Genomic DNA, 12,198 nt, shown 5'->3' with positions numbered 1-12,198 from the left:
TTTGTTGTTTGGGTCAGTCAGCGACCCGGATGCTCAGGGTGTTAGCCATTCGGTTCCCCACCCCGGCACTCTGGTTCACCTGGATTACCCCTCGGCTGCCGGTGAAGGCCTGATCACTTGTCGTGACCTGGCGACTGCCGGGTGAGGTGCCAGTTGCTCCTGAGCTCGGTAACAACGCCACGTTCTGTTGGGAAAGGGCGCTATCGTCAACGGCCTGCGGGCCAGCACTGATGCTGACGCGCGTGACGTTGGCCATCTGGTTGTTGGCCCCGGCGCCTTGGTTCACGCCAAGGATCCCGTTGCCGTTACTGAAAGAGGTGCCGCCGATGTTGGCGCTCGCGTTGATCGAGCGGTCGGCGGGGGTGTCGATTTTCTGCTGCACGCTGGTCCTGGCGTGGGACTCGGTGCCAATGGCAATTGCCTTGACGTTGGCCTGCTGCATCTGATCGCCAGCGGCTTGGTTGACGTTGAAGTTGCCGCGGTACTGAGCACCGGAGTCTTGAATGTTCGCGTTGTTCACAGCGCTGGGATCGGCCATCACGCTGGAGCAGCCGAGCAGGGCAAGCAGGAGCAGGGAACGATTCATGTCACTGGCCTCCAGCCATGCGGGTCAACGGAGCGAGACCGGAACTCATCGCGCGGTTTACGGTATTGGAAATCGAGCTGCCGGCACCGCCGCCATGACCGCCTCTCATGCCGGGCAGGCCGTTCTGGTTGGTCAGGTTGTTCATGCCGGGCAGGTTCGAGCTGGGGGTGTTGATGTTGCCGCGGATGGAAGAGCCGCTGGCTACACGGGCAAAGTCACCATCACTGAGTTCGGTATTGCTGAGTGTCGAATTGATGCGGGCAGACGGGTTGGCATTGACGGTGGTGGGATAGGGGTCTTTGCCACCGCTGCGACCGATCGGGATCGGCTGGACATCACGATTGAGCACGATCACGCCATTGCCTTCGGCCTGAACGTTGAAACTGAGAAAGGGGCTGGCGGCTGATCCGATCAGCAGAAGGCAGGTAAAGGCTTTTTTGATATTTCCCACGGCGGCAATTCCTTCTTCAGTGGGCTGAGCCTGTTCAGCGTTGTGAAGGAGAGAGCGAAAGCTGTGCCGCTTTTGAAATGTCTTTGAATTTCAATGTATTGAGCGAATTGAGCCCATGCCTGACACAACAGCTGTTTCATCGATGAAACAGATCACTGGCCGCGTAACCTGCAAAAGTCATCGCAAAGCTCTGGACCAAGGGTTTGCGCGCAGGTGTTTCAGTGGCGTAACAAGTCGGATGACAAAGGGATGAAGGGCCTTGAGACGGGCACTTTGCACCTGAAGGAGTGTTTCAGGAATGGACACTTTTCCCCCAAAGCAGGGGGATACAGCGGGTCAAACGCCCCGCAAATCGGGTCAGTCCGCGAGCAGGCTGTGCACCGCATCGAAGGCCCTCTGCTGGCGTTGGGCCCAGTTGCCCTTGATGATCTGCAAGGGTTGGCGATGGCTTTCCAGCCACGTCCGCGTCGCCTGATAGAACGCGAGTCGTTCGCTCAAGTCGGGCTGGCAGCGCTGACCGTCGTCCGTCCATTCGATCTGCTCCGGGGACAGGAGCAGGTGCAGGTCGTAATGACGGGCCAGCAACTCGGTTTCCAGCCAGGGCGGGCACTCGCCGAATAACGTCCGGCTCCACAGCATGTTGCTCAGCAAATGCGTGTCGAGAATCAACAGGCGCGGCTGCTGCGCGCGTGCTGCGTCTTCCCATTGCAACTGGCCGCGCGCGATCTCGGGGACGTCGGCCAGGCAGGTATCCCGAGCTTTCTGCTCGATGAACCAGCGCACATACTCGTCCACCCGCAAACCGCCGAACTGCTGTTGAATTCCGGCCGCCAGCCAGCTCTTGCCCGTGGACTCGGGACCGGTCAGGACAATCACTTTCATCGTTGCAACGCCGGGTCGGCACGCCATTCGCGCCAGCCTTGCACCGCGATCAGGGTGAACAGGGCATACAGCGCCGCCGTGAGGTACAGCCCTTTATAGAGGAAGAGGCCAACGAAGATCACATCCAGCACGAACCACAGTGCCCAGCATTGCAGGCGTTTGTGGGCCATCCAGAACTGCGCGACCAGGCTGAAGCCGGTCAGCGCGGCGTCGAGCCACGGTTGTGCAGCGTCGGTCCAGTGGGCCATGGCCGCGCCCAGCAACAGACTGCCCAACGCACCGATGACCAGCCCCTGCACCAGCGAGCGGCTGTCCAGCCGGCTGACTTCGCGCCCGTCATGCATCGTCCCGGCCCGCGTCCATTGCCACCAGCCATAGATTTGCAGCCCGGCATAAACCACCTGCAGCAGCATGTCCGAATACAGCTTCACCTCGAAGAACACCCAGGTGTAGAGCGACACCATGACCAGTCCGATCGGCCAGCACCACGGATTCTGTTTGACCGTGAGCCACACGGCGATCACGCCGAGGGCGGCCGCAAACAGTTCAAGCCCGGACATGCAGGATCCTTGGGGGAATAAAAGAGGGAGCGGATTGTACCGAAAAACAGGTGGGAAACGAGTTCCCACCTGTTGCAGGGATCAGACGCGGAACTGGCGCAGCAGCCCGTTCAGTTGTTCGCTGAGCTGGCCGAGTTTCACACTCGCCACGCTCGACTGCTCGGCCGCCAGTGCCGTGCTGTGAGACAAACCCGCCGCCTGGGTAACGTTCTGGTTGATGTCTTCGACCACGTGTGCCTGTTGCAGCGTTGCGCTGGCAATCGAGGCGTTCAGACCATTGAGGTTGCGCAGGGCCTGGCCGATGGCATTCAGACTCGCACTGGCCAGGCCGGCCTGTTCGATGGTCAGTTGCGAAGCCTTGCTGCTGTCGCCGATCACCTTCACCGCGGCTTCGGAGTGGTTTTGCAGGCGTTCGATCATCGTCTGGATTTCCGCCGTGGACTTCTGCGTGCGCTGCGCCAGCAAACGCACTTCGTCGGCCACCACTGCAAACCCGCGACCCTGTTCGCCGGCCCGAGCCGCTTCAATGGCGGCGTTGAGGGCCAGCAGGTTGGTCTGCTCGGCGATCGAGCGGATCACCTCCAGCACGCTGCCGATCTGCGTGCTTTCAGTCGCCAGCGTGCGGATGACTTCCACCGCTTGATCGATGGTGCCGGAGAGCTTGTCGATCTGTTGCAGGCTGCCGTCGATGTTGATCTGGCCCTGCTGGGCCTGGGCTTCGGCGTCACGCATTTCGCTGGCGGCGTGTTCGGCGTTCTTCGCTACGTCCTGTACGCCGTAGGTCACTTCGTTGACGGCAGTGGCAACCAGCTCCATCTGCTGCGACTGCTGCTGGCTGCGTTGCTGGGCCTGCGCAGCATCGTTGCCCAGCTCGCTGGACGATTGGCCCAATGCACTGGCGGACAGCTGCAATTCACCGATCACCCGACGCAGCTTGGCGGTAAAGGCGTTGAAGTGCTGGGCCAACTGAGTGACTTCGTCCTGGCCGTGGGTGTCGAGGCTGCGGGTCAGATCGCTTTCGCCGCTGGCGATGTTGGCCATGGCGTTCACGGTTTCCTGCAACGGACGAACGATGCTGCGGGCAATCAGAATCACCAGCAGCGCCATGATCACCGCGATGACCAGTCCGACCACGGATGCCTTGATCACCTGGTCCTGGAACTCCGCCTGCACGTCGTCGACGTACACGCCCGAACCGATGACCCAGCCCCATGGCTCGAACAGTTTCACGTAAGAGGTCTTGGCCACCGGTTCACTGGCACCGGGCTTGGGCCAGCGATAGTTGACCATGCCGGCGCCCTTGGCCTTGGCGATGGCGACCATTTCATTGAACACCGCAAAGCCGTCCGGGTCGCGGATCGCCGAGAGGTTCTGGCCTTCGAGCTTGGGATTGGTCGGGTGCATGACCATCACGGGCGTGAGGTCGTTGATCCAGAAATAGTCATTCTGGTCATAGCGCAGGCCACGGATCGCGGTCAGCGCCTGTTTCTGTGCCACATCGCGGGTCAGGGTTCCTGCGGTTTCGAGGCCCTGGTAGTACGTCAGCAAACCGCTGGCGGTCTGCACCACATGCTGGGTTTTCTGGGCCTTGGCGTGGTAGAGGTCATCATGGATCTGCTTGAGCATCAACACGCCCAACGTCAACAGCATGACCACGGCCACAATCAAGATGAGCCACAAGCGTCGGCTGATCGACACACTGCGCAAGCTGTTCATAACGCTGTCACTCCGGATTCTTTTTCTTGTAATAAACCACCGCCAGCATCCAACCACGTTTCGGTGACCGGGCATACGCGACCCAAGTCGTAGAACGCGGCAGCGCTATTACGGCTTGTCTGTTAGGATTTCGGCCCCGCGCGTGAAAACCTGAATCGAAATTGATTTTTCACGGAATTTTGACTGTTTCGTGTGGATCCTGTGCGCGCGGAATCGGTACAGCTTTAACCAGCTACGCTGAACGCAGTGAACGTAAAAAATACTATCGGGGCATGCCTCTGTGCATCGCTCTCTGGGGGATTGATGGATCTTTGGACGGCCTTGCAGGCACTGATTCTAGGAGTTGTAGAAGGGCTGACGGAGTTTTTGCCCATTTCCAGTACCGGACACCAGATCATTGTTGCCGACTTGCTCGATTTCGGAGGCGAGCGGGCCATGGCGTTCAACATCATCATCCAGCTTGGTGCGATTCTCGCGGTGGTCTGGGAATTCCGACGCAAGATTCTCGACGTGGTCATTGGCCTGCCGACCCAGCCAAGTGCGCGGCGTTTCACCGCCAACCTGCTGATCGCCTTCCTGCCCGCCGTGGTGCTGGGAGTGGTCTTCGCCGACTTGATTCACCACTACCTGTTCAATCCGATCACCGTGGCCGCCGCGCTGGTGGTGGGCGGCATCGTGATGTTGTGGGCCGAGCAGCGTCAGCATGAAGTGCACGCCGAAACGGTCGACGAGATTCGCTGGACGGATGCGCTGAAGATCGGCTTCGCCCAGTGCCTGGCGATGATCCCCGGCACTTCGCGCTCCGGCTCGACCATCATCGGCGGCCTGTTGTTCGGCCTGTCGCGCAAGACCGCCACCGAGTTCTCGTTCTTCCTGGCGATGCCGACCATGGTCGGTGCGGCGGTGTATTCGGGCTACAAGTATCGCGACCTGTTCGTACCGGCGGACTTCCCGGTATTCGCCATCGGTTTCGTCACCGCGTTTATCTTCGCCATGATCGCGGTGCGCGGCCTGCTCAAGTTCATCGGCAGCCATAGCTACGCGGCGTTTGCCTGGTACCGGATCGTCTTCGGTCTGGTGATTCTGGCAACGTGGCAGTTCGGCTGGGTCGACTGGACGGCAGCCAAGCCATGAGCGACTCCCGCGCACGCCGCCCGGATCGCGGTCCTTCCGGTGGCAATATCCAGCACTTGAAATTGAAACTGGTGGTGCTGCTGATCGTCTGCGCGTTGCCACTGTTCGGCTCATTGTCGATGTGGCTGCGCGGGATTTCCCTGGTGCCGCTGACGGCCTACGGGCTGGTCAGCGTGCTGGCGTTTTTCCTGTACTGGGCGGACAAGCGCAAGGCCCGCGCCGACGCCTGGCGTACGCCGGAGAACATCCTGCACGCGGTGGAACTGGCCGGTGGCTGGCCGGGCGCGTTGATCGCCCAGCAGGTCTTCCGGCACAAGACGCGCAAGGTGTCGTTTCAGGTGTTGTTCTGGATGATTGTGGCTTTGCATCAGGTGTTCTGGATCGATCAGTTGTTTCTCGGTTCGAACCTCCTGGCGTTGTTCTAAAGCAGCAGTCCGACCTGCACGCGCTTGGGCAGCTTGCTGACCACCAGTTGGTGGGAACGCTGCAGCAAGCCTTGCAGTTCCTCGGCGCCCAGCGGGTAGGGCGGGTGCATGATGATCCATTGCGCCCGGGCCAGATACGGCGCCGGATGAATGCCTGGGCGGTCGCAATGACCGAGAAACAGGTCCTTGTCGACCTTGAACGCCAGCGAATCACCGCGCAGCCCCTGCAAGGCGAACATCTTGTTGCCGGCAATCGAAAACACTCGCACGCCACCCCATTTGTAGTCTTCCCTGGCATCGGGCAGGGCCAGGCAGAAGTCCGCGACATCCTGTTCGCTCATCTTTCCTTGTTTCATAACAGCCGTTCTCCACAGGCATTGAACGATTCGACCAGATGATCGATCCACGCGCGCACCGCCGGCATCACCCCGCGCCGATGCGGATACACCGCTTGCAACCAGCCGCCGGGCAGTGACCAATCCGGCAACAACTGCACCAGCGTGCCGTTGTTCAGTTCCGTTTCGCAATACATCATCGGCAGCAGGGTGAAACCCTGGCCGGCCAGCACACAGGCCTTGCGCACGATGAAATCGTCGATGCCAAGCCGGGCTTCCAGCGCCAGATCGCAACTCTTGCCGTGCTGATCGAGCAGGCGCACATGCACCATGCGATCGGCCTCCAGGGCGCCCAGCACCGGCAGGTTCTTCAGGTCCTGCGGATGATTGATTTCCACGCCCTGCATAAAGGAAGGGCTTGCGACCACCACCATCTGCGCCTGACGCAGGCGGCGGGTCACCAGCATCGGTTCTTCATCGCCGTGTTCGCGCACGCGCAGGGCCACGTCGATGCCTTCGGTGATCAGGTCGACCCGTCGATTGATCAGGGTGACTTCCAGCTGCACCTGAGGGTATTTGCCAAGGAAATTGCTGATCACCACCGGGAGCATTTCATGGGCCAGCCCCGTGGGACTGGAAACCCGCAAGCGTCCGCGAGGCTCGCTGGACATGCTGGCCACTGTTTCGTCGGCCATTTCCGCTTCCAGCAGCATGGCCTGACAGTGACGCAAATAGCGTTCGCCGACCGCCGTCAGCTTCAGTTGGCGAGTGGTGCGCTGCAGCAAACGTGCACCGAGGCGTTCTTCCAGCTCGGCGATGCGCCGCGAGAGCCGTGACTTGGGAATGCCGAGCAAGCGGCCGGCGGCGGCGAAACCGCCTGCCTCGACCACTTTGGCGAAATAGTAGAGATCGTTGAGGTCTTGCATGGAGAAACCCGACTGTTCTATCAGTGGGACAAACTATCGCATTGTTGCCGTCTAATCAGCTATTGGTTTCGTCGGTAGGATTGTCTCCATTCCGTCGCCACCGGCGATTCATTCCAGGAGATTCCACATGAAACTGCTGCACATCGATTCGAGCATTCTGGGCGACAACTCCGCTTCCCGTCAGCTGAGCAGTCAAGTCACTAAAGCCTGGCAAGTCGCCGAGCCAAGCGCTGTCGTGACCTACCGCGATCTGGCCGCTGACGCCATCAGCCACTTCTCGTCGACCACCCTGGTTGCCGCCGGCACCACCGCTGAACTGCGCAACGCCGCACAACAGCACGAAGCCGAACTGAGCGCCACCACCCTGGCCGAATTCATCGCCGCTGACGCCATCGTCGTCGCTGCCCCGATGTACAACTTCACCGTGCCGACCCAGCTCAAAGCCTGGATCGACCGCATCGCCGTCGCCGGCCAGACCTTCCGTTACACCGAAGCCGGCCCTGAAGGCCTGTGCGGTGGCAAGAAAGTCGTGATCGTCTCCACCGCTGGCGGCATCCACGCCGGTCAAGCTTCGGGCGTGGCGCACGAAGACTACCTGAAACTGGTCTTTGGCTTCCTTGGCATCACCGACATCGAAGTTGTGCGTGCTGAAGGCCTGGCCTACGGCGAAGAAGTGCGCAACAACGCCATGAGCGCTGCTCAGGCGAAGATCAGCGAGCAACTGTTCGCCGCCGCGTAAGGCTTGCGTAAAGAACAGCTCCTGTTCAGGCAAATCCCCAAAAACTCTGTATTCTGGTTCCGCAAGGGCCAGATATGGAGTTTTTTGTTTCTGACTGTTACATAATCTGGCCCGGGTTATGCAGTCTGATGATCAACGTCTGAGTGCAACGCCGCGCCGGAGTACCGAATTTCGGGCGTCGAACACAACGGATCTTTCGATTGAGTAACAACAGGGTGGGGCATCCCATGATGCGTCTTTGTGCAGCGTTACTGATTTGCCTGCTTGGCAGCCTGAATTCAGTGCACGCTGCGCCCGGGCAGCACCCGCGCTGGAGCGTCGGTTATCACGAGATGACGTTCCTCGACCCGCTCGACCTGCAACCGATGCGCGCCATCGCGTTCTATCCCTCCAGCGACCGCGAACACCTGAGCCTGCTCGAAGGCTATTCGGTCGAGGCCGGCGAAGACACCAAAGTTGCCATTGGCCGTTTCCCCATGCTGATGCTCTCTCACGGCAACACCGGCACGCCGCTGGCGCTGCACGACCTGGCTACGTCACTGGCACGCAAGGGGTTCGTGGTGGTGGCGGTGATTCACCCTGGCGACAACTCCAGGGATCACAGCCGCCTCGGCACGATGAGCAATCTCTACGGCCGGCCGATCCAGATTTCCGAAGCCATTACCGCCACGCTGGGCGACCGCATGCTCGCGCCGTACGTGAACGCCGAGCAGGTTGGCGTGATCGGCTATTCGGCGGGCGGCGAAACGGCGTTGATTCTGTCCGGCGCGCAGCCGGATCTGGATCGCCTGCGCCGTTACTGCCAGGAGCGCCCGGACGACCGCGACGCCTGCAACACTCAGGGTGAGTTGATTGTCGACCGCGACGATCTGCAACCGGTGGCCGATCCGCGCGTGCACGCGTTGCTGCTGATGGCGCCGCTGAGTCTCAAGTTTGGTCGTCACACCCTGGCCGGTGTGCACGTGCCGGTGCTGCTCTACAGCGGTGACGGTGACAAGCTGGTGGCCTTCGATAAAAACGCTGCCGCCCTGGCGCGCAAGCTGCCGACCGCACCCGACTTCAAATTGCTGGCCGGGGCAGGGCACTTCGTGTTCATGGCGCCATGCAATGAAGAGCAGATTCGTGCGATGCCCGCCTTGTGCACCGATGCCGATGGCGTGGATCGCGAAGACATCCACCGCAACCTGATTTCCGAGGCCGGGCGGTTCTTCTCCCATGCCTTGGGCCGGCCGACCCGCGCGGGGATGCAGACGGCGGATCAGTGAGCGTTTACGCCATGGCCCGGCGCTTGAGCAGCAAGGTCAACGCCAGTCCGGTCACGGAAAGCACGGCCGCACTGAAGAAAATCCACGAATAGCCCAGGTTCAACGCCACCGCACCCATCAACGGGCCGGCAATCGCCAGCGCCAGATCGAAAAACACCGCGTAAGCACTCAACCCGGCGCCGCGACTGGAGTTGGGCACCTGCTTGATCGCTTCGACGCCCAGCGCGGGGTATACCAGCGACAGGCCGAACCCGGCCAGACCGGCGCCGACCAAGGCATACGCGGTCGAGGGCGCCAGCCACAGCATGACCAGGCCAACAGTTTCGATGGTCATGCAGGCAATCGCCGAGGTGAATCCGCCAAAACGGCCGATGGCGGAAATGAAGAGCAGCCGCGAAAGGATGAAACACACACCGAACACCGTCAGGCAATACGCAGCGCCGCTCCAGCCGCGATTGAGGTAATACAGGGTGATGAAGGTGGTCAGCGTGCCATAGCCAATCGACGCCAGGCTCAGACTGGCGCCGAACGGCGCAATCCGTCCGAACACCGCCCAGAACGGCAGGCGTTCACCGCGCACCACAGGCACTGAAGGCTTATTGCGGATCAGCAGCAAGGCGCCGGCCGCGAGTAGCGACAACGCAATGCCAAGGCTCTCGAAACCATAATCGGCGACCATTACCACGCCCAACGGCGCGCCGATGGCAATCGCACCGTAGGACGCGATGCCGTTCCACGAAATCGAGCGCGCGGTGTGTTCGGCACCGACCTGGCCCATGCACCAACTGATGGTGCCGACGCCGATCAAGCCCTGGGCAATCCCCAGCAACAGGCGACCGACAATCAGGATCGACAGGCTCAACAGCGGCAAGCTCTGTAACAGCGTCGAAACCAGCGTCAGCACACCGCTGAGCACGATCCCCGACAAGCCATACACAATCGCCCGCTTGGTGCCGACGGTGTCCGACATGCGCCCGGCCATCGGCCGGCTGAGCAGGGTGGCCAAGTATTGCGAGCCGATCACAAGCCCTGCGATCACGGCGCTGAAACCCAGCTGTTCATGCACGTAGCCGGGCAGTACCGCTATCGGCAGGCCGATGCAGAGGAAGGCAATAAAGGTATAGAAAACGATGGAGACGATCTGCAGGGTGATCGCTAGGGAGCTTTGCGGTGGCTGTTGCTGCGCAGACATGAGGACTCGTTCGCGGGCGGCGGTGGGAGAGTCCGCATCATGGCGTGGCGCCGAGATAAAAGAAAGCAGGCTAACTATTCATCTTCAATGATCGTACATCACGCTGAACAGGTTGGTGTCGTGGGAATCCGAAGGAACAGGCCGACTACTGACACCCTGCATACTTGAGCCGGGTAGTTCTTTCAGTAGGGGCAGCATGACTGGTTTATAGGAAACAGGGTGTTTATAGAAATGAAACCTTAAATCAAGCATAGGGCGGTTCGTTGAATAAGCGCGGATATTTCTTGTTATATAAGTAGCGTATTAGTGTCCGCCCAGTAGTCCATCACTGCTTGTTTTGTAGGATGTCGCCCTGAACGTTTATCGATTTTTTTCTGAAATATATTGTTGTGTTTTCTGGATTGATTCATTTTATTTAATGGTTTTAGCTTTGGTTGTCTTTTGAATTGGCTTGGCGATTGTCAATAGTAGTTGTCGATTTTCAGCGCGGATTTTTAAAAGGACTTATTTCAATTGAGAAGGAACTTAATAATATGACTGGCAAATTTTCTTATACGCAACAGGACGTAAAAAACGCTTTTCTTGGACTGCAAAAGAAGTTATTCGACGAAAGAATGGCAGTTTCAGATGAGGGATCTTCGCCAAAAATGCTTGTGGTTGCCGGCATAGAGGGTGCCGGCAAAACACATCTGCTCAATGAGTTGCTCGACACTTGTCGCTATTCAAATTATGTCCCGCTGTACGAGCCACATTTCCGGACCCTTCATCCGCAATACCAAGAGATCGTGAAACATGGCGTGGGCTTTGCCTACAATAAGACCGATCAGTTTGTCAGGGATTTGGGGGGCATGATTTTTGAGAAAGCGCTGCGAGAGAAGTACAGCATCATAATGGAGGTTGGCCTTGAAACTTACGAGTTTGCAGAATTTCAAAAGGGGGAACACGCCAGCCGCTATGAATATGAGGTTCATGTCATCGCTTGTAAAAAGGATTTTGCGCATGTGTCGACCATTTCACGAGCGCTGGACAGCGCAAAGAACAACAAACTGGAGCGTTTCGTTTCTCTACGAGACCTGGACGCGGGAATGGCGAATGCCAAAGCTGTTTTGACGGCGTTCGAGGAAGCCTGCTCCAAGGTGAAGGGGTCGGAGATAGCCTTGTACGAACGTAGTTTCGGTACTGACAAAAATAGCAAGATGATATGCCGTAGTCTTTGTGTAGATACCGGGGAACTGGTGCCTCAAGCAGTCGTCATTGGTGGTGTTTCATTACCCGCTGCGTCGAACAAAGTGAGTATCGAATATAAGGGCGGTGCTGCGGTAGCCAGTGTTTACAAAGCGTTTGCCGACATTGCAGACGGTGCGATATTTTATCGATTTGGTCGGGAGAAGATGGTGTTTGAATGTCACTCAATCCTGTCGGGTGCTCTGGAAGTTGATCATAAGTTTGCAGAGCCTGCGGTGAATGGTCTTTATTCTTATATCCTTAAGTATGCCATTCGTTAATGTGAGTGGATGTCGATTGTGGTTTGGATGATGCAATCATTCTCCAAATGCATCGTACAAAACTACTGGAATGTCCAAGCTTTGCCGGGAAGAAAGTGATGACTTCCCGGTGAACAGTGAAACAAAAAAGCCCTGTCACAAAGACAGGGCTTTTTTGTAGTAGTTGTCTCGTCCTGAATAAGGTTTACACCTTCTGGCTTCTTATCAGGAGGGTGCAATGGATTCGGGCGCAAAACGCAGTCAACGCGATTACACGCTGACTTTTAAATTGTCGGTTGTCGACCAAGTCGAAAAAGGCGAGTTGAGTTATAAAGAGGCTCAACGGCGCTACGGAATTCAGGGTCGGTCGACGGTGTTGGTTTGGTTACGCAAGCATGGTCGGCAAGACTGGAGCCAAGGCGCCTCCATTCGTTCCCAAAGGAACCGACCGATGGACGAGCCCACTTTGCCCTTAACTCCCGAGCAGAGAATCAAAGAGCTTG

General features: G+C 58.6%; 14 protein-coding genes. 6 read left to right on the top strand and 8 right to left on the bottom strand.

Annotated features, from left to right (window positions below):
* Positions 1–13 precede the first annotated feature (13 nt).
* The 5 genes from BMZ46_RS20220 to BMZ46_RS20200 all read right to left on the bottom strand — a co-directional run bounded on the left by BMZ46_RS20220 (position 14) and on the right by BMZ46_RS20200 (position 4,195).
* A complete protein-coding gene (locus BMZ46_RS20220; protein WP_039768194.1) occupies positions 14–586 on the bottom strand; it encodes a hypothetical protein in 573 nt (190 codons plus the stop codon).
* A gap of 1 nt (position 587) precedes the next feature.
* On the bottom strand, positions 588–1,037 hold the full coding sequence (locus BMZ46_RS20215) for a hypothetical protein (RefSeq protein WP_039768195.1): 450 nt from the start codon (positions 1,035–1,037) through the stop codon (positions 588–590).
* A gap of 357 nt (positions 1,038–1,394) precedes the next feature.
* The gene (locus BMZ46_RS20210) at positions 1,395–1,919 is read right to left on the bottom strand and encodes an AAA family ATPase (protein ID WP_074690950.1); all 525 of its coding nucleotides are present in this window, start codon (positions 1,917–1,919) and stop codon (positions 1,395–1,397) included.
* Positions 1,916–2,479, bottom strand: coding sequence for a nicotinamide riboside transporter PnuC (gene pnuC / locus BMZ46_RS20205; RefSeq protein WP_039768197.1), 564 nt, complete (start codon positions 2,477–2,479; stop codon positions 1,916–1,918). Before pnuC ends, BMZ46_RS20210 begins: the two co-directional genes overlap by 4 nt.
* An 81-nt stretch (positions 2,480–2,560) precedes the next feature.
* On the bottom strand, positions 2,561–4,195 hold the full coding sequence (locus tag BMZ46_RS20200; protein WP_074690951.1) for a methyl-accepting chemotaxis protein: 1,635 nt from the start codon (positions 4,193–4,195) through the stop codon (positions 2,561–2,563).
* Between the two features lie 303 nt (positions 4,196–4,498).
* Here BMZ46_RS20200 and BMZ46_RS20195 point away from each other — a divergent pair, with 303 nt between their 5' ends.
* Both BMZ46_RS20195 and BMZ46_RS20190 read left to right on the top strand, forming a co-directional pair.
* Entirely contained in the window at positions 4,499–5,329 is an 831-nt protein-coding gene (locus tag BMZ46_RS20195) for an undecaprenyl-diphosphate phosphatase (RefSeq protein ID WP_039768199.1), read from the top strand.
* Complete coding sequence (locus BMZ46_RS20190; protein ID WP_039768201.1) at positions 5,326–5,754, top strand: DUF1294 domain-containing protein; 429 nt, start codon at positions 5,326–5,328, stop codon at positions 5,752–5,754. Before BMZ46_RS20195 ends, BMZ46_RS20190 begins: the two co-directional genes overlap by 4 nt.
* On the opposite strand, the gene BMZ46_RS20185 is transcribed toward BMZ46_RS20190, so the two are convergent.
* Together BMZ46_RS20185 and BMZ46_RS20180 are read right to left on the bottom strand one after the other, a co-directional pair.
* Positions 5,751–6,110 carry an MmcQ/YjbR family DNA-binding protein gene (locus BMZ46_RS20185; protein WP_074690952.1) on the bottom strand — a complete coding sequence of 120 codons (360 nt, stop codon included), beginning with the start codon at positions 6,108–6,110 and terminating at the stop codon, positions 5,751–5,753. The two genes, BMZ46_RS20190 and BMZ46_RS20185, sit on opposite strands and share 4 nt — an antisense overlap.
* The gene (locus tag BMZ46_RS20180) at positions 6,107–7,015 is read right to left on the bottom strand and encodes a LysR substrate-binding domain-containing protein (RefSeq protein WP_064596388.1); all 909 of its coding nucleotides are present in this window, start codon (positions 7,013–7,015) and stop codon (positions 6,107–6,109) included. The genes BMZ46_RS20185 and BMZ46_RS20180 overlap by 4 nt, the downstream gene beginning before the upstream one ends.
* A 127-nt stretch (positions 7,016–7,142) precedes the next feature.
* On the opposite strand from BMZ46_RS20180, the gene BMZ46_RS20175 reads away from it, so the two are divergent.
* Both BMZ46_RS20175 and BMZ46_RS20170 read left to right on the top strand, forming a co-directional pair.
* On the top strand, positions 7,143–7,754 hold the full coding sequence (locus BMZ46_RS20175; RefSeq protein WP_074690953.1) for an FMN-dependent NADH-azoreductase: 612 nt from the start codon (positions 7,143–7,145) through the stop codon (positions 7,752–7,754).
* A 227-nt stretch (positions 7,755–7,981) separates the two neighbouring features.
* Complete coding sequence (locus tag BMZ46_RS20170) at positions 7,982–9,019, top strand: alpha/beta hydrolase family protein (protein WP_074690954.1); 1,038 nt, start codon at positions 7,982–7,984, stop codon at positions 9,017–9,019.
* A 4-nt stretch (positions 9,020–9,023) separates the two neighbouring features.
* Here BMZ46_RS20170 and BMZ46_RS20165 read toward each other — a convergent pair whose 3' ends face one another.
* The gene (locus tag BMZ46_RS20165) at positions 9,024–10,211 is read right to left on the bottom strand and encodes an MFS transporter (RefSeq protein WP_039768208.1); all 1,188 of its coding nucleotides are present in this window, start codon (positions 10,209–10,211) and stop codon (positions 9,024–9,026) included.
* A gap of 533 nt (positions 10,212–10,744) precedes the next feature.
* On the opposite strand from BMZ46_RS20165, the gene BMZ46_RS20160 reads away from it, so the two are divergent.
* Together BMZ46_RS20160 and BMZ46_RS20155 are read left to right on the top strand one after the other, a co-directional pair.
* Complete coding sequence (locus BMZ46_RS20160) at positions 10,745–11,716, top strand: zeta toxin family protein (protein WP_074690955.1); 972 nt, start codon at positions 10,745–10,747, stop codon at positions 11,714–11,716.
* Between the two features lie 217 nt (positions 11,717–11,933).
* Positions 11,934–12,198 (top strand): helix-turn-helix domain-containing protein (locus BMZ46_RS20155; RefSeq protein ID WP_139217031.1); only part of this gene is annotated, 265 nt, incomplete at its 3' end.

The organism is Pseudomonas sp. NFIX49 (assembly GCF_900115915.1).
In the GTDB taxonomy this organism is placed as follows: Bacteria; Pseudomonadota; Gammaproteobacteria; order Pseudomonadales; family Pseudomonadaceae; genus Aquipseudomonas; species Aquipseudomonas pharyngis.
The sequence above is the reverse complement of the archived record's forward strand: the minus strand, read 5'-3'. Positions and strand labels throughout refer to the sequence as shown.